We start from the raw sequence: 23,555 nt of genomic DNA, 5'->3' as shown, positions 1-23,555 counted from the left end.
CTCCCTGTGGTGGCTGTTGAGATAGGAGAAAATAAAAAAGCCGACAGACAGCCACAATTCCACGAGGGAATTGCTTCCGTCTGCCGGCTCGTCCGGCCTATAGCCGGTTCAGTCCTATCTAACAAACGCGGACTCCTGACTTGTGTTCTTAAGGGCTTATACCCAGTTCAACACCTCTACAGTATGTCTCGTTTCCATATTCAGTTTTATGTATGATGAAGGGAAAAGTCTTACCCCAGCTCTTCAAAATAAAAATCCGCCTGGGTTACTGTCACCTTGTTCCGTTCCATTTCAATCACCCAGTGCCGCCTGCATTTGGGGCATTGATGGTACCCTGTGACAATGATTTTCCCGCACATAAGCCGTGTGCCGCACTTTGGACAGTTGGAAATATTCAAATCCATTCGTTGGTCTGAATTCATAAGGCCCCCTTTTCTTGATGATTGTTCTTTCCATCGTAAATTAGTGACCATTATACCTAAAATCAAAATGATCATCAAGAGATAATTTGTCGAAAAAGCACGATGTCGGAAAAAATTTTTAAATTATTTTTGATTTCTCTAAAAAAATTAAGGACCTTGCATTTTCCCTGCAAATGAGCGACCCAGCCGCCCAGTGAATCGGGAGTCTATGCGTTCAAAAAATAAGAATTTCTTTTTCCCTCAATCAAAGCGGTAAAGCAATCTGCTAAACCATCTGTTGATTCATGCTTTGCTGATCTCTTTTCCATGAGAAAAGACCTCGTACTTTGACGCACGAGGTCTTTCGTTATTTCCTATTTTCATGATCCAATGACCAGTTCATCGTTGTTTACAGGCTGGCATGGCACAATCCAGCCAACAGAACAGATCCGGTTTGCCCCATTGCCCACTGCCGGCAGATCTGTTATACTGGCATCGAATGATTTTTGATTCATCCCACCCAAAGCAGGTGATGCACCATGACACTGGAATATCTCATCCATCAAGCCAAGCATCTGACCCCGGTGGAAGCAGAAATCGGCGCCTATATCCTGGGAAACTTGGACCGCATTCCCGCAATGTCCATTGCCGACCTGGCCGCCGGGACCAGCACCTCCAAGTCTGCGGTTCACCGGTTCTGCAAAAAGATCGACTTTGACGGATTCAACGACCTGAAGGTGGCAGCGGCCAGGGATCTGGCCGAGGCCCGCAGCACCGCCCAGATCGACGTCAACTACCCCTTCGGGGAAACCGACGGCCCCCAGCCCATCGCCCAAAAGCTGGCCAAACTCTACGAATCCGCCATCCAGGATACCTACCGCCACATAGATTTCATCCAGGTGCAGCGGGTGGCCCGTGTCCTCAACAAAGCCAGCGGCATCGACATCTACACCCATGCCCACAACATGAATGTAGCCGAAAATTTCCAGGACAAGATGCTGACCATCGGCAAACACGTCAACTGTCCCCACGGCTTTTACAACCAGCGGGCCACCGTCCTGGCGTCAACGCCGGACCGGGCGGCCCTTCTCCTCTCCTATTCGGGGCGAGCTTCCTTTATGCAGCCCATCCTCCAGGTTCTGGCCCGGAAAAAAGTCCCAGCCATTCTCATCGGAAAAGCCGGGAGCAACCTCTATCCCCAGTATATCACCTACGCTTTGAGCATCAGCAGCCAGGAAAATCTGCGGGACCGCATCTCCCAGTTTTCCTCCCACATTGCCATGCAGTATATGATGGACGTCCTGTTCAGCTGCATCTACAATCTCGACCGGGAAAAGAACATCCGGTATCTCCAGTCCTCCATAGATTTCATGGATGATCGGGATCTGGAGCCATAAAAAGTTCATCCAGTTTCAGAAAGTTCCAGGGGAAGCGCCTCCCCTGGAACTTTTTTTGAAACAAACTCTCTGTCTGTCTGCCGGTCCTTGCCCGCCCGGGGCCCTTTGTCTATACTGGAGCCATCCAAAAACCCTGGGCCCTGCGGGGCCCCCATCCAACATTCCAGGAGATAAAGGCTATGAAAGGTTCTGTCAAGATTGTAACCATCGGCGGCGGCAGCAGCTACACCCCCGAGCTGATGGAAGGCTTCATCAAGCGGTACGAAGATCTCCCCATCCGGGAAATCTGGCTGGTGGATATCGAAGATGGCCGGGAGAAGCTGGAAATCGTGGGCGCACTGGCCCAGCGGATGTGGGACGCTTCCCCCTACAAGGTGAAGGTCCACCTGACCCTGGACCGCCGGGAGGCGCTGAAGGACGCCGACTTTGTCACTACCCAGTTCCGGGTGGGCCTGCTGGACGCCCGGATCAAGGATGAGCGGATTCCCCTCTCCCACAGGATGCTGGGCCAGGAGACCAACGGTGCCGGCGGCATGTTCAAGGCCTTCCGTACCATCCCGGTGATCGGCCAGATCATCCAGGATATGAAGGAGCTGTGTCCCAACGCCTGGCTGATCAACTTCACCAATCCCAGCGGGATGGTCACCGAAGCCGCCATCAAGCACTTCGGCTGGGAAAAGTGCATCGGCCTGTGCAACGTTCCCGTGATGGCCATGCTCAACGAGCCCAAAGTCCTGGGCAAAGACCTCAAGGATCTGAACTACCGGTTCGCCGGGCTGAACCATTTCCACTGGCACAAGGTCTTTGACCAGGACGGCAACGACCTGACCCCCCGGATGATCGACCACATCAACGACCGGGACAGCGGCACCCCCGCCAACATCTTCCAGGCGGATTTCCCGCTGGAGCTGCTGCACAGCATGAATATGCTGCCCTGCGGCTATCATCGGTACTACTACCTCAAGCAGGCCATGCTGGAGCACGCCATCCAGGAGTTCAAGGAGGGCGGCACCCGGGCCGAGCAGGTCAAGCAGACCGAACACGAGCTGTTTGAGATCTACAAGAACACCGAGCTCCATGTGAAACCCCCTCAGCTGTCCAAGCGGGGCGGCGCCTACTACAGCGACGCGGCCTGCGAGTGCATCCGCGCCATCTACGGCAACAAGAAGATTCACATGGTGGTCAGCACCCAGAACAACGGCGCCATCCCCTGCCTGGCGGATGACTCCATCGTGGAGGTGTCCTCCATCATCTCCGCCAACGGCGCCCAGCCCCTGGCCTGGGGCAAGCTGCCTCCCGCCGAAAAAGGCTGGCTCCAGATGATGAAGGCCATGGAGGAATGCACCATCCAGGCCGCCCTCACCGGCGACTACGGCCTGGCCCTGGAGGCCTTCGTCCTCAATCCCCTGGTGGAAAACAACCAGGACACCCAGCGGGTCCTGGATGAGCTGCTGGTGGCCCACGAAAAATACCTGCCCCAGTTCCACGACACGATTCAGGAGCTGAAAGCCAAAGGCATCCACTCCGACGACCCGGTGGTGATGGACCTGATGGTGAACGGCCACTGACCCGGGCCGTACCTTGACAGTGTTGCGCCCATGTTCCCGGCAACCTGACAGCAAACGGTTTCCGCTATACGCAGCGATCGTGGGCTTAGAAGTTGAAGGCTGCCGCGAACCTGGGTGCGCGAGACAGTCCAGGCTTTGCCTGGTGCCTGGTCAGGGGATGTATTTTAGCCCCCACTGGGAAATGGCATAGAAAACAGGAAGCAAATCCCGCCCCTTTTCGGTCAGGCTGTATTCGACCCGGGGCGGGATTTCATTGTACTGCTCCCGGTGAACCAGCTCATCCTGCTCCATCTCCCGCAGAGCGTTGGTCAGCATGGTGTTTGTGATGGGAGCCAGCATCTTTTTCAGTTCCCCAAACCGCATGGGAGACTGGATGCATAGCTCATAGATGATCTGCAATTTCCATTTGCCCTGGAGCATCTGGATCACCGGGGTCACCGGGCAGTTGCCGTTTTCGGTCAGAATCACACTGCCCACTTTCTGCTGAAATTCTTCATAGGTCATAGGCTGGTTCATGGGTTTGCCTCTCTTTCCCTGGTATGGTTTTTCGTATCTGGTACGAATATTTTGCGTACTTGCACCTCAAATTGTTCTTGGTATAATGATTATACCGACAATTAAACTGCCTGTCAATCAAAGAAAGCGAGGTTATTTCTATGAAAGAACGCAACATTCTGGAAGCCACTGTCCTGACCTCCCCCAATCCTCTCACCCTGATCTGCTCACAAAATGAGGACGGCACCACCAATCTGGCCCCTATCTGTTTTGTGTCCTATCTGTCCTTCAATCCGCCCATGATTGGTTTCGCCTGCGGCAAGCAGTCCCACACCGGCAAACGGGTTCGGGAAACCGGCAAAGCCATCGTGACGGTGCCGGGCCAGAGCCTGGCTCAGGCCGTCATGGCCTGCGGCAGCACCACTGGCGCCAGCACCCACAAAGTCGCAGAAAATCACATCGAGATGGTGGATGTGGAGGGCAGCTCCATCCAGATTCCCGCAGATACCCGCCTGGCCATGGTGGCCACCTTAAAACAGACGGTGGAAGTAGGCGACCACATCCTCCACATCTGCCAGGTGGACCAGTTCCTGGGTGACGAAAGCCGGCAGGGCCTCTATGCCTGGAACGGCTTCGGCAAAGTCGCCCCTGCACAGGAAGGCTGAGGCTGGCTTTCCATGTCCGTCTGCATCAAATCCCTGATCCAGAACCTGAATCTGGTGATCGGCTGCAACATCGGGTGCAGCTACTGCTACGCCAGAACCAACGTCCGCCGGTTTCATATGACCGAGGACTTCGCAAAGCCAGAATATTTCCCCGGGAAACTTCGGCTTTTGGCTCGTCCCCGGCCCCAAAACCTGTTTCTCACCGGGATGAGCGATTTTGCCCGCTGGGCTCCCGCCTGGCGGGAGGAAATCTTTGCCGCCATGGCCCGCAATCCCCAGCATCAGTACATTTTCCTCACCAAGCGGCCGGAAGAGATTTCCTTTTCCACCACCCTGGACAACGTCTGGTTTGGCGTCACCGTCACCTCCAGCCGGGAAACCGGCCGCATCCAGGCTTTGCGGGAGCACATCCGGGGCGGACACTACCATGTGACCTTTGAGCCTCTGTTTGATGACCCCGGCCAGGTGGATCTGGCCGGCATCGAATGGGTGGTGATCGGCACCGAAACCGGCCGCCGCAAAGGCAAAGCCGTCACCCATCCTGCCTGGGTCCACAGCCTGACCCGGCAGGCCCAGAATCAGGGCACCCCGGTCTTTATGAAGGAAGACCTCCTCCCCATTCTGGGCGAGGAACAGATGATCCAGCAGCTGCCCCCGGCCATGGACCGGGTATGGGAGGAGCAAAAAGCATGGCAGAAACAACCGAAAACGGAATTTTAATCCGAGATGTGAACACCCAAAACATCATGACCAAATCCACCCTGCCGGTGGGAGGCTATTCGGTGAACCCCTATGTGGGCTGCACCCACGGCTGTAAGTACTGCTATGCCTCTTTTATGAAGCGATTCACCGGCCATACCGAGCCATGGGGCGCCTTTCTGGATATCAAGCACTGGCCGCCCATCCAGAATCCCCGGAAATACGCCGGCCAGCGGGTGGTGATCGGCTCGGTGACCGACGGTTATCTGCCCCAGGAAGCCCGGTTCCAAAACACCCGCCGTCTTTTGGAACAGCTGCGCCACAGCGGCGCCGAAATCCTGATCTGCACCAAATCCGACCTGGTGGTGCGGGACATTGACCTGCTGCGCCAGATGGAAAAAGTCACTGTGTCCTGGTCCATCGACACCCTGGACGAATCCTTCCAGGCCGACATGGACAAGGCCGTCTCCATCCGCCGACGGCTGGAGGCCATGAAACAGGTCTACGACGCAGGCATCCGCACCGTCTGCTTTATTGCGCCGGTTTTCCCCGGCATCACCGACTTTGAGGCGATTTTTCACCGGGTCAAGGATCAGTGCGACCTGGTCTGGCTGGAAAACCTCAACCTCCGGGGCGGCTTCAAGCAGGACATCCTGAACTACATCCGGGAGAAATATCCCCATCTGGTCCCCCTCTACGACGCCATCTACCGCAAAAAGGACCGGAGTTATTTCCGTTCCCTGGAAGAGCAGGCGGCCCGCCTGGCAGCAGACAATGACTGCCCCTTTGTGGACAATGAGCTGCCCTATGGCCGGGCCAAGCCGGGCCATCCGGTGATCGTGGATTATTTCTACCACGAAGAGGTCCGGGGCTCCGAAAACTCGGGCCGCCGAAATCATCCTATTCCCTAACGGCACAGCCCGGCAGGTTCCAGGTGAACCGCCGGGCTGTTTTTTGTATGTTATGGCTTTTCCTGGGCTTTGGCCCGGTTCTCCTTCCCTTCCGCCACTGCCTTCAGGCCGCCGAAGATAAACTGATTGGCTACAAATTGCATCTCATACCAGTTGTCGTCCTTCTTCCACTGCAGGGCACGGTTGCAGTAAAACAGGCCGTACACAATCATCATGAACAGGTTTTCTGCCTGGTCCGCCGGGAGGCCGCACTGCCGGACCAGGTATCGGGTCATGCTCTCCTTTTCCATCTGGTAGAGCCGATGGATGATGTAATGGGACAGAGCCGGGTCCTGGAACAGGGCCCGATACCGCGGGTCGTCTGCAATCCGCTGGCAGGGGGCCAGCAGGCATTCCCGCTCCTTCAGATCCTGAGCACTGCCCCAGCGGGAAAGCTCCCCCAGGTGCTGCATCCGCTCCTCAAAAGACATCTTGGCGCAGACTTTATCGGCGATGTAGACCGCCTCCTCCAGCAACTCGTTCAGCACCGAGTCCAGGGACAAATAGTGCAGGTAGAAGGTGGCCCGGGTGATTTCGGCCTGGCGGCACAGGGCCGCCACCGTGATTTTCTCGTAGGGCATCTGGGCCAGCAGTTCCAGCATGGCGTCCTTGATGACTTTCTGGGTGTACACCGCCCGCCGGTCGGGCTTGCGGGGGGTGGATGCGGGTTGGTTCATAAGACTCCCTCCTTTTTGTCTCGTCCATTCAGCCAAATCAGCCGGCTGATTTTTGTACACTTTGCCGCCCAAAAATTCCTGGTTTGATACACATTCCCGAAACCTGTCAAAAAACGTTTTTTTGCGCTGAAAGTGTGCTTGTGTGTATGGTTCCGAAACAGTATATTCAAACAAAAGAAAGATGTCAAGAGCAAAGCTTTTGCACAGATTCCACAGACAATCTGTCCAGAAACAATCCTTGACACCCTAAAAAAGAAGGAGGAACCCTATGCTCAACATCAACATGGAAGACGTCATCGGCGTCGTCAACGCCTGCAGACCACAGCTGATCGCCCTGGCTGTGGTGCTGATTTTGGCCGCAGCGGTCATCATCGCCATGGCGGTAAACAAGCGGGTGCAAAAAGCCGATCGCTTTTTCATCCGCTGGAATGCCGTCCTGGCCTTTGTGCTGGCTGCCGGCGCCATCGCCAACTGGGTCTGTCTGGGCCCTATGTCCAACCTCATCAGCCTGACCATGGGCACATCCAACGTCAGCGATGAGACCACCGCCCAAGCCATCGAGACGGCGGAACAGATCGCCGGCGAAGGGTTTGTCCTTCTGGAAAATGAGGACAACCTCCTGCCGCTGGAGGACGTGGACCAGCTCAACCTGTTCGGCTGGGCCTCGGTCAACCCCGTTTACGGCGGGGCCGGGTCGGGCGGCATCAACGACCTGTATGAGAAAGTCAGCCTGGAACAGGGTCTGGAAGATGCGGGCTTTGCCCTGAACACCGAGCTTCACGACTTCTACACCGCCTACACCAGCGACCGGCCCGAAATGTCCATCGAAAAGCAGAGCTGGACTCTGCCCGAGCCTCCCGCCGACACCTACACCGACGCCATGATGGAAAACGCCAAAGCCTTTTCGGATGTGGCGGTGATTGTGTTCTCTCGGGCGGCGGGTGAGGGCCACAACGACCTGCCCATGGACGTGAGCCAGGTGGCCTACGATGACAACTCGACGGACTACGCCGACTTTGAGCCGGGGGAGCATTACCTCCAGCTCTCCCAGACCGAGGAGGACCTGGTCGAACTGGTCTGCGACAACTTCGACCAGGTGATTGTCCTCTACAACGGTTCCAACCCCATCGAGATGGGCTTTGTGGAGCAGTACGACGCCATCAAGGCGGCTATCTGGTGCCCCGGCCCCGGCAATGTGGGCTTTGAGGCCCTGGGCAAAATCCTCCGGGGCGAGATCAACCCCAGCGGCCACACCTCGGACACCTTCCTCTACGACATGACCCAGGCCCTCTGGTGGAACAACGCCGCCAAGACCGACTACACCAATCTGGCCGACATGGCAGTCATGGGCATGAACGCCGGCAAGCCCCAGATGTACGCCCCCTCCTTTGTGAACTATGTGGACGGCATCTATGAGGGCTACAAATTCTACGAGACCGCATACACCGAAGCCCAGGAACACGGCTTTGCTTTTGATTACGACAGCGTGGTGCAGTATCCCTTTGGCTTCGGCCTGTCCTATACCACCTTCGACCGCACCCTGGACAAGATGACCGAGACCGGCGGCACCATCACGGTGACGGTCACCGTCACCAACACCGGCGACCGGGCCGGCAAAGACGTGGTGGGCGTCTACTACAACCCGCCCTACTACAACGGCGGCATCGAAAAAGCCAGCGTCAACCTGATCGACTTCGGCAAGACCGACCTGCTGGACCCCGGCCAGAGCCAGACTTTGACCTTCCAGTTTGACCTGGAGGATATGGCCTCCTACGATTATCAGAATGCCCAGGCCTATGTGCTGGAGGCCGGCGACTACGAAATCTCCATCCGTTCCGATTCTCACACCGTCCTGGACACTGCCGTCTATACGGTGCCCGAGACCATCGTCTATGACGCAGACAACCCCCGCAGCTCGGACCAGACCGCCGCCACCAATCTCTTTGGGGATGCCGCCGGGGATGTGGTCTACCTCTCCCGGAAGAACGGCTTTGCCAACTACCACCAGGCCACCGCAGCTCCTGCCAACACCAACATGCGCGAGGAAGATGTGGCGGTGTATCACCTGAACGCAAACTTTGACTACGACACCTACATCGACCCCGACGCCGAGATGCCGGTCACCGGCGCCCAGAACGGCCTGGAACTGGCCGACCTGCGGGGCGCCGACTACGACGACCCCCGCTGGAACGATCTGCTGGACCAGCTGAGCGTCCAGGATATGCTGGACATGACCTCTCTGTGCGGCTACCAGACCCCGGCGGTGGAATCGGTGGGAAAGGTCCACACCAACGACGCCGACGGCCCCTCCGCCATCAACAACAACTTCACCGGCGTGGGCTCCATCGGGTTCCCGGTGCCCACCGTACTGGCCTGCACCTGGAACCAGGACCTGGCCTATGAATACGGCGAAACCATGGGCAAGATGGCCCGGGAGCTGGATGTGGCCGGATGGTACGCCCCCGGCATCAACCTCCACCGGAATCCCTTCGGCGGCCGCAACTATGAATACTACTCCGAGGACGGCGTTCTCACCGGCGTGATGGCCGGCCATGCCGTGTCGGGTGCCGAAAGCCAGGGCGTCTACTCCTACATCAAGCACTTTGCCCTCTACGACGGCAACTACAAGATGGTTTCCATCTGGTCCAACGAACAGGCCATCCGGGAAATCTACCTGAAACCCTTTGAAATTTGCGTCAAGGACTACGGCGCCGACGCCGTGATGGTGTCCTGGAACTTCCTGGGAACCCGGTGGACCGGCGAAAACGCTAGCCTGCTAAACACTGTTCTGCGGGAGGAGTGGGGCTTCCGTGGCATGGTGGAATCCGACTACTTCCGGGACAACGGCCACGGCTTCATGAATGCCGACGCCGCTCTGGCCAACGGCATGGACGCCATGCTGTCCACCTATGGTTCTGGCCCCAACCTGCCCCATGACCACGCCAACCCCAGCGCCAGTACGGTGCAGTATCTGCGCCGCGCCTGCAAAAACATCATGTACACCGTGGTGAACAGCTGGGTGTATGAGGACGGGGTGTCCGCCTCCAACATGGACGGCTGGGTCACCATCCTGATGGGTGCCGATGCCGCCGGCGTGGTGGTTCTGGCCGGGCTGGAAGTGCTGCTGGTCAAGAGCTGGAAAAAGCGCCGCAGCCAGGCACCCGCCCAAAAGCATTGAATGACATTCCCCTTCTTTCGGTGCACGGAAGGTCCAAACCGGCCTTCCATCGTCACTCCAGGCAGGTCCAGATAGATTGCAGGGCGAGGCCCCTCCCTTTCCCGGGGAGGGCAGCCTCTCCCCCTCCTGCGGCCCGGACGCATACGGGGCGTTACCTGCCATGAGCAGGGTCGTGACCCGGAGCGCCCCTGGGCCGCCCGGCCTGCCGCCTGGAACAGGAAAGGAGCACTCTTTTGTGAATTACAGTGAACTGATCGGCAAGCTCACCCTGGAAGAAAAATGTGCCCTCCTTTCGGGGGCGGAAACCTTCAAAACCCGTTCCCTTCCCCAACATGGCATTCCCCAGCTCTGGCTGTCGGACGGCCCCCATGGGGTCCGCAAACAGGCGGGCGAAAGCGACCATCTGGGCCAGAACCCCAGCGAGCCGGCCACCTGTTTTCCCACCGCCTCGGCGGTGGCCAACAGCTGGGACCCGGACCTGGGCCAGGCCATCGGGGCAGCCCTGGGCGAGGAAGCTGCCGCCCAGGGGGTGGGCGTTCTGCTGGGCCCGGGGCTCAACATCAAGCGCAACCCCCTCTGCGGGCGCAACTTTGAATATTTTTCGGAGGACCCCTACCTCTCGGGCAAAATGGCGGCGGGGTACGTCCGGGGCATCCAGTCCCAAGGCATCGCCGCCTGCCCCAAGCATTTCGCCGTCAACAATCAGGAATCCCTGCGGATGGTGTCCAACTCCATTGTGGATGAGCGCACCCTGCGGGAGATCTATCTCCGGGGGTTCGAGCTGGTCCTGGAAGAAAGCTCCCCCCGCTGCATCATGACCAGCTACAACCAGGTCAACGGAGAATACGCCAACGAGAACCCCCATCTGCTGAAAGACATTCTCCGGGGCGAATGGGGCTATCGGGGGGCGGTGGTCACCGACTGGGGCGGCTCCAACGACCACGCCCTGGGGGTCAAGCTGGGCTCCACCCTGGAAATGCCCGCCCCCGGCGGGGACTCGGTGCGGGAGCTGATGAAAGCGGTGCGGGACGGCAAAATATCCGAGGCCGACATCCACGCTCGGCTGGAAGAACTGCTGGAACTGGCGGTCCCCATCACCGAAAACCTCCAGAGCGCCTCCAAAACCATCGACTGGGACGCCCATCACGCTCTGGCCCGGCGGGCTGCCGCCGAGAGCATGGTGCTGCTGAAGAACCGGGGCAACATCCTGCCCCTGGACCCTGACGCGTCCATCGCCCTGATCGGCGACTTTGCCGACACGCCCCGGTATCAGGGGGCCGGGTCCAGCATGGTGAACGCGCCCCGGGTGGACGCCTTCCGCCCCCTTCTGGAACAGAGCGGCCTGCACTGCACTGGCTACGCCCCCGGGTTTAACCGCACCGGCCAGGCCTCCCCCGCCCTCCAGGCGGAAGCCGTGGAGCTGGCCAAATCCGCCGACCTAGTGCTGCTGTTTCTGGGTCTGGACGAGGTGCAGGAGAGCGAAGGACTGGACCGCTCCCAGATGAAGCTGGCCGCCAACCAGTTTGAACTGCTGATGGCGATTCACCGGACCAACCCCCATGTGGTGGTGGTCCTGTCCAGCGGCAGCGCCGTGGAAGCCCCCTGGGTCAGCCGGTGCCAGGCTCTGGTCTGGACAGGCCTCAGCGGCCAGGCGGGGGCGGCGGCCCTGCTGGACCTTCTCACCGGAAAAATCAATCCCAGCGGCAAGCTGGCCGAGACCTGGCCCCTCCACTACGAGGACGCCCCTTCCTGCAAGCATTTCGGCGGCGCCCGCCGGAATGTGGAATACCGGGAGGGCCTCTATGTGGGCTACCGCTACTACCAGACGGTGGACGAACCGGTGGCCTTCCCCTTCGGTTACGGGCTGAGCTATACCAGCTTTCACTACAGCGGCCTTTCGGCCGACCCCGGCCAGGTCACCCTGACCGTCACCAACACCGGCTCCCGGGAAGGAGACGAAGTGGTCCAGGTCTACATAGCCAAGCCCGACGCCGCCGTTTTCCGTCCGGCGGAAGAACTGAAAGGCTTTGCCCGGGTCCATCTGGCGCCGGGCGAAACCAAAACCGTCTCCATTCCGCTGGACCAAAAAGCCTTTTCCTACTGGAACACCCTCACCGGCCGCTGGGCGGTGGAGGGCGGCCGCTATGAGGTGCGGGTAGGCGCTTCCTGCGCTGACATCCGCCTGACGGCGGACCTCACGGTGGAGCCGGACGGCAGCCCCAGCCCCTACCAAAAAATCCTGCTGCCCCACTACGCCAGCGGTCAGATCCAGGATGTGCCCAAGGCAGAATTCGAAGCCCTGCTGGGGCATCCTGTCCCGGAGGAAAAAATCCGCATCGACCGCAACATGACCCTGGGTGAAATCGGCCACGGCCGCAGCCCCCTGGGCTGGCTGATCCACGCCGTCCACAAACGGATGCTGGAAAACAGCCTGAAAAAGGGCGCCCCCGACTTGAACCTGCTGTTCAACTACAACATGCCCCTCCGGGCCATGGCCAAGATGACCAACGGAATGGTCAGCATGGGGATGGTGGACGGCCTGGTGATGGAACTGAAAGGATTCTGGCTGATCGGACTGGCACGGGTACTGTGGGCCGCCCTCTGGAACGCGGCCCGGAACCGCGCCCTGGAAAAGCGGCTGAAAGGAGGCCCCCAATGAAGCAGTGGATTCGCAATCACCCGGATCTGTGGCAGTTCATCCTGTTCAACCTTCTGTCCAACTGCGCCACCGTCACCAATTTTGTGGTGATGTGGCTGTGCACCCGGTTTCTCTTTGCTTCTCTGGCGGACCGGCCCTTCTCCTTTCTCGTTTTCCACTACACCCAGGTGGAGCGGGATCTGGGGCTGTGCGGCTTTCTGAGCTTTCTCACCGCCACCGCTGCCGCCCAGACTGTCAACTTCTTCGTTCAGAAAAACTGGGTCTTTCGCTCCAACGCCCGCTTCCGCCAGGCCGTGCCCAAATACATCCTGCTGGCCCTGGTGCTGGTGGTCCTGTCGGCGGCCATGCCGGCCTACAGTCAGGCCTTTTTCATCGGGGCCGGCGTGGCCCCCGGCATCGCTCCCACCCTGGCCACGGTGGTCAATGTGCTGCTCCAAATCGTCATCAGCTATCCGGCCATGAAGTTTTGGATCATGCCTCAAACCTAAGCGTTTCTCTTTTTCTCCTTTATCGCGCAGGCGTCTCCTTCTGCCTGTCAGCTGGCGCGCCGGCCTGACTGCCGGCAAAACAAACAAACTCCTGTCTGGCCGCATCCAGGCAGGAGCTTGTTTGCCAGCCAGAAACGTCGAACCGGCACGGATTTTGTTCTCACACTTGGCAGAATTCGTTTTGTTTTATCTTATTTCATTATAAAAGGAGCGTGATACTATGAAGTATGTTATTGTTGGAGGCAACACAGGCGGCGCCGGCGCAGCTGCACGGCTGCGGCGGCTGGACGAGCAGGCCGAAATTCTGCTGTTGGAAAAGGGTGCCGCCGTGTCTTATTCCAACTGCAGCCTCCCCTATCGCCTGAGCGAGACGGTGGACCAGACCGAAAAGCTGGTCCTCAACACCCCCGAATCCCTCCATGGAATCTACAACATTGAGACCCGAACCAATACCCAGGTTATCTCCATCAACCGTGCTGCCAAAAAAATCATGGCAAAATATTTGGTCACCGGTCAGGAATATGAGGAATCCTATGACACCCTTATCCTGGCCCCCGGCGCCAACGCCGTAATCCCCCGGATTCAGGGCATCGAAAACGCCAGCCTCTTTACCATCAAGACGGTGGCGGATGTGAGCCAGTTTTATGGCTTCCTGAAGGAGTCCGGCGCCAAGAAGGTTTCGGTGATCGGCGGCGGTTTCATCGGCGTAGAAGTCGCCGTCAACCTGCGGGAAGCAGGCTATCTGGTGGCCCTGGTGGAGGCCATGGACCAGATCCTGAAGCCCTACGACTATGACATGGTTCAGATTCTCCAGAAAGCCATGATCGACCACGGCGTCCAGCTGGTGGTGGGGGACTCGGTGGTGGCCTTCCAGCAATCCAACCTGCAGCTGAACTCGGGCCGCGTCATTGAAGGCGACGCCGTTGTGATGGCGGTGGGCGTCCGCCCTGACACCGCTCTGGCCGCCGATGCCGGGCTGGAAATGAACGCCCGGGGCGCCATCAAAGTGGACCCCAACTACTGCACCAGTGATCCCAGCATTTACGCGGTGGGTGATGCGGTGGAGGTGTTCAATCCCCTGACCCACAAACCCGCCATGGTTCAGCTGGCCGGCCCGGCCCAGAAACAGGCCCGGCAGGCTGCCGACCACATCTATGGTCTGCCGGTGCGGAACACCGGCTTCATTGGCTCCAGCTGCATCCAGGTGTTCGAGTGGAACGCAGCCAGCACCGGCCTCACCGCCGCCCAGTGCCAGCAGGAAGGCATTCCCTACGACACCGTCTATGTCCTGCCCAAGGACCGGGTGGGCATCATGCCGGGCAGCACCAATCTCCACTACAAGCTGATCTATGAGGTGCCCACCGGCAAAGTTCTGGGCGCCCAGGCCATCTCCAAGGGGGACGCCCCCAAGCGGATTGACGTGGCCGCCACCCTCATCAAGTTTGGCAGCACCGTGGATGATCTGCGGGATCTGGAACTGTGCTATGCGCCTCCTTTCTCCGCCCCCAAGGACGCTGGCAACTATGCTGGCCTGGTGGCGGGCAACCTTCTGGCCCACCGGTTCCGCCAGGTCCATGTGGACCAGGTGCGTTCGCTGGTGGAGTCCGGCGCCTATATCCTGGATGTCCGTCCCCCTGAAATGTACAATCTGGGCCATCTGAAGACTTCGGTCAACATTCCCCTGGGCCAGCTTCGCTGCCGTCTGGATGAAATTCCCACCGACCGGCCGGTCTACGTCCACTGTCAGATTGGTCAGAGCAGCTACAACGCTGTGATGGCCCTGCAAGGTCATGGCTTCACCAATATTTACAACATTTCGGGCGGCTTCCTGGGCATCTGCAACTATGAATATTTCAACGATATGACCCAGAAGCGGGACCCCATCGTCACCAACTACTGCTTCGGCTGATCCCCTCAAATGAAAACAGCCCCCGTTTGCTAGACCTTTTCTGTCCGGCAGACGGGGGCTGCCTGCTTTCTTGGCAGCGATTTCACCGGCTGCTTCGGCGGTATTCGGTGGGCAGGCACCCGGTGATCTCTTTGAAGGCCCGGGCAAACTTGCCCTGGCTCTCGTAGCCCACCCGGACCGCGATTTCAGCGACGGCTGCGTCGGTTTCCCGCAGCAGCTCCATGGCCCGGCGCACCCGGTATTCCTTCATATAGGCGGCAATGGGCATCCCATACACCCCCTTGAACACCTCTTTCAGGGTGGAGGGGTTGATGTGGTACTGGCGGGACAGTTCCTGGATGGTGACCCGCTGGTCCAGATGCCCGGTCAGCTGGCGGTGGATGGCCCGGATGGCCTCCGCCTGGGGGGAAAGGTACTGGTTCAGCTGCTTTTGGTCCGGGTCAAGATGGGACAGATACAGCAGCAGCTCCTGGACCTTCAGAACCGCCATGGGCCGCCGCAGATGGACAGGCGCTTCATACAGAGGCGCAAAGAGATGTTCCAGCGCCGGGCAGGCCGGCACCGTCCGGGGTTTGCCGGCGCCGAATTGCTGCCGCAGCGCCGCCCCGCTGACCCCTGCCTCCCCCAGCAGGGCGGGGCCTTCCCGGTCCAGGCAGTTCAAATCTACCGTCACTGAGATTCCTTCCAGATAGCCCAGGGGGAATTCCATGGCCGAATCGGCACACCAGTCGGCCCCGTGGACCGACAAGTCCCCCGGCCCCAGATAAACCGAGAGACCGTCCCGCATCGCCCAGCCCACCCGGCCGGCCCTGCAGTAATCGATTTCCAGCACCGCCGGGTCGGGCTGGTGGCGGAACGCCGCCCCCGGGCCCAGAAAGGCATTGATTGACAACTCTGCTCCCGGGAACAAAGGGTACACCTCCCGACAGCCCTTGCCTTGGGTGATGGCCTGGGTTTTGGCGGCAAAGGGACCGGCCTCACTCGTCTCCAACCGGAAGATCTGCACCGCCACCTGTCCTGCCGGGATGTCCTGCAGACGGGCTTTCAGCTGCTCTCTTTGGGTTTCCTTCACGGGGCATCCCCCTTTCCGTCCGGGTCGGGGCAGGCGATGGACAGCATCTCCTCAATCATCCGGTGGAGCAGCCGGGCCTGTTCTGTGTCCGCCGCCCGGTAGTATACCTCCCGGCCCTGCCGGCGGTTGACAATCAATCCCGCCCCTTTCAGCTGCCGCAGATGGTGGGACACTGCTGGGCTGCTCATCTCCATCCGGGCCGCCAGGGCCATGACGCTCCCCTCCCCGTGGCACAGCAGCCAGAAAATCCGCAGCCGGCTGCCGTCCCCCAGCTGACGAAACCACTCCGCCGCTGCTTGAAACCTCTCCGGCGAGTTTGCCGCCGGGTGCAAAGGGGTGTTTTCCATGTCGCTCCCTCCTTGTTGTGACGTTGGTTTTATTATACAGGCCCCGTCCCCAAAGGACAAGGCCTTCCCTTTTGCCCAAATGGCAAGACTTTTTGCCCGTTTGGCAGTTTCTTGCCCGAGAGCCTTGACCCGGGGGTTTGTCTATTGTATCATGAATGCGCAATTAAACATATGTTCAATTAAATATCTCAAATACACGCCTGGACAAGAAAGGAAAATTCCCCATGAAAAAGACTTATAAGATCGAAGTAGACTGCGCCAACTGCGCTAACCTGATGGAGGACGCCGCCCGGAAAACCGCCGGCGTCCAGAACGCCACCGTCAACTTCATGACCCAAAAGATGGTGGTGGAGTTCGCCGAAGGCCAGGAGCCCGCCGCTGTCATGGCCGCCGTCACCAAAGCGTGCAAAAAGGTGGAGCCCGACTGCGAGATTTTCCTGTAACCTGCACAACGCCAAGAAAGGATGATTTGTATGCAGGAACTGATTGTGAATGTTCTGCTGGGAGTGGTGGCCCTGGTGGCCGCCATCCTGCTGGGGGTGGGCCAAAAGCCCCAGAGCGGGATGACCCATAAACAGAAAGTGATGCTGGGCCGGATTCTGGCTGCTACCCTCCTGCTGCTGGTTCTCCAGGCGGTGGGCACCGGGGCCTTTGAGGCTCTGGGGGCCGCCGGCCGGTGGGTGCGGCTGGGATGCTATCTGGTGGACTACGCCATCATCGGCTATGATATCCTCCGCAAAGCCCTGAAAGGCATCCGCAACGGCCAGGTCTTTGACGAGAACTTCCTGATGGCGGTGGCCACCCTGGGGGCTCTGGCTCTGGCCATCTACGAGAACGGCGACTATCTGGAAGCCATTGCCGTCATGCTGTTTTACCAGGTGGGCGAGTGGTTCCAGAGCTACGCCGTTGGCAAGAGCCGCCGGAACATCAGCGACCTGATGGATATCCGCCCCGACTACGCCAACATCGAACAGGACGGCAGACTGGAGCAGGTGGACCCTGACGAAGTAGCCATTGGCTCGGTGATTGTGGTCCAGCCCGGCGAAAAAGTCCCCATCGACGGCACCGTGGTGGAGGGCGCCTCCACCCTGAACACCGCCGCCCTCACCGGCGAGAGCCTCCCCCGGGAGGTCAAAACCGGCGACGAGATCATCAGCGGCTGCATCAACATGACGGGGCTGCTGAAAATCCAGACCACCAAAGAGTTCGGCGAATCCACCGTGTCCAAAATTTTGGACCTGGTGGAAAACGCCTCCTCCCGCAAGTCCAAGTCGGAGGACTTCATCTCCCGCTTTGCCCGGATCTACACCCCCGCTGTCTGCTATGCGGCTTTGGCCCTGGCGGTGGTGCCGCCGGTGATGCTGATGGTGCTGGGCCGGGCCCCCGGCTGGGAGACCTGGATTTACCGGTCCCTCACCTTCCTGGTGGCCAGCTGCCCCTGCGCCCTGGTTATCAGCATCCCCCTGTCCTTCTTTGCCGGCATCGGCGGCGCCAGCAAGGCCGGCGTCCTGGTGAAGGGCTCCAACTACCTGGAAACCCTCTCCCAGACCAAAATCCTGGTGTTTGACAAAACCGGCACCCTGACCCAGGGGGTCTTTGAGGTCAACGGCATCCACCACAATCAGATGGAAAACCAAAAGCTGCTGGAATACGCTGCCCTGGCCGAGAGCGCTTCCTCCCACCCCATCAGCAAGAGCCTCCAGCGGGCCTACAGCAAGGAGATCGACCGCAGCCGGGTGGCCGACATCCAGGAGATCAGCGGCAACGGAGTTCTGGCCAAGGTGGATGGGGTGTCGGTGGCCGCCGGCAACGACAAGCTGATGGCCCATCTGGGCATCCAGGCCATCTCCTGCCACAGCGTGGGCACCATCATCCACCTGGCCATTGACGGCAAATACGCCGGCCACATCGTGATTTCGGACCGGGTGAAGCCCCACGCCAAGCAGGCCATCCAGGCCCTGAAGGCCGCCGGCATCCACAAGACGGTGATGCTCACCGGCGACGCCAGGCGGGTGGCCGACCAGGTGGCCGGCGATCTGGGCATCGACCAGGTGTACAGTGAGCTGCTGCCCGCCGATAAAGTGGAGCAGGTGGAACGGCTTCTGGCTGACAAGCCCGAGAAGGCCAAGCTGGCCTTCGTGGGAGACGGCATCAATGACGCGCCGGTGCTCCGCCGGGCCGACATCGGCATCGCCATGGGGGCCATGGGTTCCGACGCCGCCATCGAGGCCGCCGACGTGGTGCTGATGGACGACGATCCCCTCAAAATCGCCACTGCCATCCGGATTTCCCGCAAGTGTCTGGGCATCGTCTACCAGAACATTGTGCTGGCCATTGGCATCAAGCTGATCTGCCTGGTCCTGGTAGCCCTGGGCCTGGCCAATATGTGGCTGGCCGTCTTTGCCGATGTGGGCGTCATGATTCTGGCGGTATTCAACGCCATCCGCGCCCTCTTTGTCAAGAATCTCTGAGTTCTCCTTTTCCCGTCTCATGCAGGTCAATGAGCAGAACACCGCTCCTTATACCATCATTTTAAATACAATCGTACCTTTTTAAAGATAAAATCCGGGAAGGATTGGCATCAGACCAACTTCCCGGATTTTATTTTTGCATTGTTTACGCTGCCTCCAAGAGAAAAATGACCGGTCAGATGCCCTCTGGACAGGTGAACACGTCCATGGTTCCGCGCAGCAGCGGCGGGCGTTATAGAGAAACCGCGGGGGCACACAGCGCCTCCCGGAGAGCAGGCAGCAGCTCATTCAGCCGCCCGTCCAGTCCGAAGGACTTCTCTTTAATATTGTCCGCAATGTAGATCTCCCCCAGATTCATGGTCACATAAGTCGCGTTTGGCTCGCTGGCCACCAGCCGCATCAGTAGAGCCTTAATGAGCTGATTGCGCCAGCCGATGCCCAGCTCCAGAACCACCAGCTTCTTCCCATGATAGGTTTTCAGAAAGTTTTGGAACCGTTCCCGGGCGGCGGCATTCGATATCATTCTCCGGCCCGCGCCCATGTGGATGTCCATAGGACCACCGCACTTGGGACAGCGCGGTACTAACTCTGCAGGCACATGGCCGCCCTGCTCGGCATCCGATAATGTTTCGGCCACTTTCAGACTTGGATAGCGGGTGTCGTGGCAAGGGCGGGCACACTGCATCGTAAGCCAGCTTCCCTCAATCTCATAGATTTTCGACGAATCAAAACCACACAGTTCAAAGTGACCTTCTCCGTTTGATGTGATGACAAAGTAATCCTTTTCCCCCACAATGGCCCTCAAATCCTTCATCGCCGGCGTAGGCTGGTACTGCCCGCAGTAATGATGGATGAGCCGGGCCCAGAAGGCCCACTTTTCCTCCTCGCTGGGCCATCCTGCCATCATGCCCTGCAAAATGCACTCCAGGCCATATTTCCGTTTGAAGTCCCCAAACAATCTTTCAAAGGCCTCATTGTCCGCAAACAAGTGCAGTCCTTCCGTGATGGACAGGCCGTTGCTGGCCCCGATCAAGACAGCGTCTGCTTCTTTGAATTTTTCTGCAATAGGTTTCCAATCCATCCTGTTCGTTCGCCCCTTTCATTTTACGTTTGCTGCGATGGATCGCTCCTGCCGGAGGGCAGCCAGCGTTTCCGCCAAGTCTCCTTGCAGATACAGGCTGCGTCCCCGCAGATGCTCCGGACTATGAGACGCATCTCGATTCAGACAGGCATAAAAGACGTTTTCGTTTTTGGCGGTAAGTTCCCAGAAGGGCAATTTGATGATACTGGGCGTCATCTCACCCACGCCAAGTTCCAGCAGCAGGACATTTTTGTTGGCCTGATCCATAATCCAGCGTCGCAGGAAGCTATGGTAGCGGTGCAGGCTATCCTGCCAGAAGGGTCCCTCCAGGAAGGTATCGTCCCGTACCCAGGGCACCAGCACCCGACCGCAATCCGGGCAGCGGGGAACAGCCTCCTCCGGCAGGCGAACCCCCACCAAGCGATCCGTTCGTTCCTTCACCAGTTCGCGGTTTTCCCAAATATCATTCCGGCAGGGCTGGCTGCACTGGCAGTAGCCAAAGTCTCCCTGAAAGGCGCAAATCTGCTTTTGGGGAAATACCCGAAAAAACTGCTGATCCACATTCGTGGTCAGCACAAAGACAGGTTTATCTGCCACAAGCGCCTGCAGGTCCAGATAGGGCTGCCCGGTAGGGGCTTTCCACATGAAACGGATATATTGGCTGTAATATCCCCACTGTTCCCCATAGCTGGAAAAGCAATGGTAGAATCCAGCCAGCGGGGAGGTAAAGCCATACTGTTCACGAAAGGGAGCCAATGCCTCTGAAAGCGCCGGTGACCAATGGTAGTGGTCGTATCCAGCCGCACTTGACAGGCCGGAGCCTCCGCCGATCACAATGGCATCTGCTTGATCCATACGCTCGGCAAGTTCCTGAAGCACCGCCTTGTTTTCACCGCTCATGGATTGTTGTCTCCGTTTTCCATAGCGTCCCGTGCATCCAGCAGCACTTGAGCAATGTCGGCCACAATGGTCATGCCCTTGTCCTCCAACTGCTTGGGCAGGAAGTCATACCTGTCGTTGACAGCGATATATCGAGCATGGGGAAAGCTGAGGGTCAGGTTCCAGAAGGGCTCTTGGATGAACATGGGAGTCAGTCGGCCCACGCCCAGCTCCAGGAATAGAATCTTGCGATCTTTGTGCTCCAGCACATAGCGAGAAATTTTTTCGTACTGTTCTTGGTATTTCTTTCCCTGGAGGAAATTTCCATATCCTCGCACCCAGGGGAACGCCTCACCGCCGCAGTGGGGACACCGGGGAATGAGATCCGTGGGAATCTTGGTGCCATCCCTCATAGCGGCCACCATCTCAGCCACTGGCTTTACTGCGTCCCATGTGTCGTCGGTGCAGCAGGCGGCGCACTGGAAAAACCGGTGATCCCCCTGGATTTCCGCCACTTTGTCCTCCGGGTAGAGCTTGACAAACTGGGTATCCTGGTTGGTGGTAAGGATAAAGAAATCCTTGCCTTTCAGCAACGCATCCAAATCCAGGTAGGGCTTACGCACAGCGGCAGTCTGGGTAGTGTGAAGGAAGGTGGCAAGATACCCCCAATACTCTTCCCGGGTCTCCCAGGGGTGCATCATCCCTGCAAAAGCACCTTTGAAGTGGTACTTCTCCGCAAAAGGCCGGAAGTATTTCCGGTAGGAGTCGTTGTCCTCGTAGTAAAAATCACCGCCGCCGGCAGCGGACAGGCCGGAGGCTCCGCCCACGACCACACAGTCAGCTTCTTTTACCTCCTGTACCAGCCGATGGATCTGTTCGCTATACGGCAGCGGCTTTTTGTCAGTCAGCTGATATGGCGTACTGCCGGAAGCATAGACATGATAGTATTTGGAGTAATTCATCTGGGTCTGGGTGACCAAATTCGCATAGAAGCTCATTTTACCATTCCTTTCATCTGGATGTTATTTTTATTTTTACTTCCAGCTTATTTTAGCATCCACTTGCACTGCTGTCAATATGCTGTTATAATAAAAATTACATCAAATTGAGAAAGGAGATCTGACCATGAAATACCCCACCCGCCTTAGCGATGCTGTTCATATCCTGGCCTTTATCGCTCTGTACCCAGACTGCGACCTGACCAGTAACAAGTTGGCAGAAAGTGTTCAAACGAATCCTGCCTATGTGCGCCAGCTCATGTCCGCCTTGCGGAAGGGAGGTCTGCTGGTCAGCATAAAGGGGCATCCCCGGCCTTCCCTGGCTCGTGAGCCGGAGAAAATCACCCTGCTGGATGTCTACCGGGCAGTGGAGGGCAACAAACCTCTGCTTCATCAGGACATCCACACCAACCCCGCCTGTGGCGTGGGTGTAAATATCCAACTGGTGCTGCGGGATTTTTACTTGGACATTCAAAAAACAGCGGAACAAAAAATGCAAGAAATCACGCTGAAAGATGTACTGGAACAATATCACATGAAGTTGGAAGGGATTCACAAATGAAAATCGGATTGGTTGTGGAATGCGGCGGAATGAAGTGTGCCTATAATGCGGCAATCCTGGACGCTTTCCTGGATCACAATATCACATTTGCTTACTGCATTGGGGTATCTGGCGGATCTGGAAATCTGGCCAGCTATCTAGCCGGACAACGAGGACGAAATCTGCGTTTTTTACGGAGCACATTCACGACCCCGACTATTTTGGACTAAGAAGTTTTTTGAAGACAGGTGACTTGTTCGGGCTGCAATACATTTATGGGACTCTGACCAATTCTATGGGGAAAGATCCTCTGGATTTTCCCGCACTGAAAAACAACCCGGCAGAGTATGAGGTAGTGGCAACAAACGCCTTGACCGGAAAAGCGGAATATTTTGGGAAAGAAACGATGGCTCAGGATGACCATCGACTGATTATGGCATCCAGCGCCATTCCTGCCGCCTGCCGCCCGATGGAATTAAACAAAAACCCCTACTTTGACGGCGGTCTTTCAGATGCCATCCCGGTATCGCGGGCGTTGGAAAAAAGGCTGCGACCGTCTGGTGGTTATTCTGTCCAAAACGAGAGATTACATTCGTAAGCCTCATGGGATGCGTTTCCTCTATGCCATACGCTGCCATCCATACCCGCAAATCATATCCCTGATCGACCATAGACATATTGCCTACAACCAAAATTTGCAGGAGGTCTTTGCTCTGGAACGTGAAGGCAAAGCCTTTGTTTTTGCTCCCAGCCATTCGATTCATGTAGGGACCTATTCTATGAATGAGTAGTTGGAACGGGATCTGTATGCCCTTGGCATGGAAGATTTCAACAAACAGAAGGATGCTCTTGCAGCGTTTATGACAGTTTGATGTGCAGAAACGCTTCCATTTGGGATAAAAATTCTTCTAAAACGTGATATATGATAAAACTATTTTTTATTTCATCGATGACATAGTACCGGTTATACCGAAAGTTGGATTATCCCGAATCTTCAGAAAAAACCGCTTATTCACCAGCTTTTTATAAAAAGATTCGGGATAACTTTTCCATACTTTTAAGACACTTCCGCTGGGATTG

General features: G+C 57.8%; 21 protein-coding genes. 14 read left to right on the top strand and 7 right to left on the bottom strand.

The genetic code is table 11. From position 1 onward, the window contains the following. Nucleotides 1–940 precede the first annotated feature (940 nt). A complete protein-coding gene (locus tag B5E67_RS13775; RefSeq protein WP_087385704.1) occupies nt 941–1,798 on the top strand; it encodes a MurR/RpiR family transcriptional regulator in 858 nt (285 codons plus the stop codon). A 179-nt stretch (nt 1,799–1,977) separates the two neighbouring features. Next, on the top strand, nt 1,978–3,366 hold the full coding sequence (locus B5E67_RS13770; protein ID WP_087385703.1) for a 6-phospho-beta-glucosidase: 1,389 nt from the start codon (nt 1,978–1,980) through the stop codon (nt 3,364–3,366). A 150-nt stretch (nt 3,367–3,516) separates the two neighbouring features. Here B5E67_RS13770 and B5E67_RS13765 read toward each other — a convergent pair whose 3' ends face one another. Continuing rightward, the gene (locus tag B5E67_RS13765; protein ID WP_087385702.1) at nt 3,517–3,882 is read right to left on the bottom strand and encodes a helix-turn-helix domain-containing protein; all 366 of its coding nucleotides are present in this window, start codon (nt 3,880–3,882) and stop codon (nt 3,517–3,519) included. A gap of 140 nt (nt 3,883–4,022) precedes the next feature. Between B5E67_RS13765 and B5E67_RS13760 the strand changes: the two genes are divergently transcribed. From B5E67_RS13760 to B5E67_RS13750, 3 genes are read left to right on the top strand one after another with little or no spacing between them, the layout of a single operon-like run. Further along, nucleotides 4,023–4,526 (top strand): flavin reductase family protein, encoded by a 504-nt coding sequence (locus B5E67_RS13760; protein ID WP_087385701.1) that lies wholly within the window; start codon nt 4,023–4,025, stop codon nt 4,524–4,526. Between the two features lie 12 nt (nt 4,527–4,538). Then, nucleotides 4,539–5,246, top strand: coding sequence for a radical SAM mobile pair protein A (locus B5E67_RS13755; protein ID WP_087385700.1), 708 nt, complete (start codon nt 4,539–4,541; stop codon nt 5,244–5,246). Next, on the top strand, nt 5,216–6,136 hold the full coding sequence (locus B5E67_RS13750; RefSeq protein ID WP_087385699.1) for a radical SAM mobile pair protein B: 921 nt from the start codon (nt 5,216–5,218) through the stop codon (nt 6,134–6,136). Before B5E67_RS13755 ends, B5E67_RS13750 begins: the two co-directional genes overlap by 31 nt. Nucleotides 6,137–6,186: 50 nt before the next feature. Here B5E67_RS13750 and B5E67_RS13745 read toward each other — a convergent pair whose 3' ends face one another. Next, nucleotides 6,187–6,852 (bottom strand): TetR family transcriptional regulator, encoded by a 666-nt coding sequence (locus B5E67_RS13745; RefSeq protein ID WP_087385698.1) that lies wholly within the window; start codon nt 6,850–6,852, stop codon nt 6,187–6,189. Nucleotides 6,853–7,120: 268 nt separating this feature from the next. Here B5E67_RS13745 and B5E67_RS13740 point away from each other — a divergent pair, with 268 nt between their 5' ends. From B5E67_RS13740 to B5E67_RS13725, 4 genes are all read left to right on the top strand, one after another. Next, nucleotides 7,121–10,030 carry a glycoside hydrolase family 3 protein gene (locus tag B5E67_RS13740; protein WP_087385697.1) on the top strand — a complete coding sequence of 970 codons (2,910 nt, stop codon included), beginning with the start codon at nt 7,121–7,123 and terminating at the stop codon, nt 10,028–10,030. A gap of 235 nt (nt 10,031–10,265) precedes the next feature. Then, complete coding sequence (locus B5E67_RS13735; RefSeq protein WP_087385696.1) at nt 10,266–12,689, top strand: glycoside hydrolase family 3 C-terminal domain-containing protein; 2,424 nt, start codon at nt 10,266–10,268, stop codon at nt 12,687–12,689. Beyond that, nucleotides 12,686–13,177 carry a GtrA family protein gene (locus B5E67_RS13730; protein WP_087385695.1) on the top strand — a complete coding sequence of 164 codons (492 nt, stop codon included), beginning with the start codon at nt 12,686–12,688 and terminating at the stop codon, nt 13,175–13,177. The genes B5E67_RS13735 and B5E67_RS13730 overlap by 4 nt, the downstream gene beginning before the upstream one ends. 220 nt (nt 13,178–13,397) lie before the next feature. Further along, nucleotides 13,398–15,086 (top strand): FAD-dependent oxidoreductase, encoded by a 1,689-nt coding sequence (locus B5E67_RS13725; protein ID WP_087385694.1) that lies wholly within the window; start codon nt 13,398–13,400, stop codon nt 15,084–15,086. 82 nt (nt 15,087–15,168) lie between these two features. On the opposite strand, the gene B5E67_RS13720 is transcribed toward B5E67_RS13725, so the two are convergent. After that, nucleotides 15,169–16,158, bottom strand: coding sequence for an AraC family transcriptional regulator (locus B5E67_RS13720; protein WP_087385693.1), 990 nt, complete (start codon nt 16,156–16,158; stop codon nt 15,169–15,171). Further along, nucleotides 16,155–16,505 carry a metalloregulator ArsR/SmtB family transcription factor gene (locus B5E67_RS13715; RefSeq protein WP_087385692.1) on the bottom strand — a complete coding sequence of 117 codons (351 nt, stop codon included), beginning with the start codon at nt 16,503–16,505 and terminating at the stop codon, nt 16,155–16,157. The genes B5E67_RS13720 and B5E67_RS13715 overlap by 4 nt, the downstream gene beginning before the upstream one ends. Nucleotides 16,506–16,729: 224 nt before the next feature. On the opposite strand from B5E67_RS13715, the gene B5E67_RS13710 reads away from it, so the two are divergent. Then, nucleotides 16,730–16,948 (top strand): cation transporter, encoded by a 219-nt coding sequence (locus tag B5E67_RS13710; protein WP_087385691.1) that lies wholly within the window; start codon nt 16,730–16,732, stop codon nt 16,946–16,948. Nucleotides 16,949–16,978: 30 nt separating this feature from the next. Beyond that, the gene (locus tag B5E67_RS13705) at nt 16,979–18,976 is read left to right on the top strand and encodes a heavy metal translocating P-type ATPase (RefSeq protein ID WP_087385690.1); all 1,998 of its coding nucleotides are present in this window, start codon (nt 16,979–16,981) and stop codon (nt 18,974–18,976) included. 232 nt (nt 18,977–19,208) lie between these two features. On the opposite strand, the gene B5E67_RS13700 is transcribed toward B5E67_RS13705, so the two are convergent. The 3 genes from B5E67_RS13700 to B5E67_RS13690 are packed head-to-tail and all read right to left on the bottom strand — an operon-like array spanning nt 19,209 to nt 21,934. Next, nucleotides 19,209–20,057, bottom strand: coding sequence for an NAD-dependent protein deacetylase, SIR2 family (locus B5E67_RS13700; protein ID WP_087385689.1), 849 nt, complete (start codon nt 20,055–20,057; stop codon nt 19,209–19,211). A gap of 18 nt (nt 20,058–20,075) precedes the next feature. After that, nucleotides 20,076–20,957, bottom strand: coding sequence for an NAD-dependent protein deacetylase, SIR2 family (locus B5E67_RS13695; protein WP_087385688.1), 882 nt, complete (start codon nt 20,955–20,957; stop codon nt 20,076–20,078). Further along, on the bottom strand, nt 20,954–21,934 hold the full coding sequence (locus tag B5E67_RS13690) for an NAD-dependent protein deacetylase (protein ID WP_087385687.1): 981 nt from the start codon (nt 21,932–21,934) through the stop codon (nt 20,954–20,956). Before B5E67_RS13690 ends, B5E67_RS13695 begins: the two co-directional genes overlap by 4 nt. A gap of 127 nt (nt 21,935–22,061) precedes the next feature. Between B5E67_RS13690 and B5E67_RS13685 the strand changes: the two genes are divergently transcribed. From B5E67_RS13685 to B5E67_RS16125, 3 genes are all read left to right on the top strand, one after another. Further along, entirely contained in the window at nt 22,062–22,496 is a 435-nt protein-coding gene (locus B5E67_RS13685) for an Rrf2 family transcriptional regulator (protein ID WP_087385686.1), read from the top strand. A gap of 217 nt (nt 22,497–22,713) precedes the next feature. Continuing rightward, nucleotides 22,714–23,073 (top strand): patatin-like phospholipase family protein, encoded by a 360-nt coding sequence (locus tag B5E67_RS16130; RefSeq protein ID WP_343286529.1) that lies wholly within the window; start codon nt 22,714–22,716, stop codon nt 23,071–23,073. Next, on the top strand, nt 22,988–23,266 hold the full coding sequence (locus tag B5E67_RS16125; RefSeq protein WP_343286528.1) for a DUF6363 domain-containing protein: 279 nt from the start codon (nt 22,988–22,990) through the stop codon (nt 23,264–23,266). The genes B5E67_RS16130 and B5E67_RS16125 overlap by 86 nt, the downstream gene beginning before the upstream one ends. The last annotated feature ends 289 nt before the right edge of the window (nt 23,267–23,555 follow it).

It is taken from the genome of Faecalibacterium sp. An122 (assembly GCF_002160895.1).
In the GTDB taxonomy this organism is placed as follows: Bacteria; Bacillota; Clostridia; order Oscillospirales; family Ruminococcaceae; genus Faecalibacterium.
This window is presented reverse-complemented; position numbering and strand designations above follow the sequence as displayed.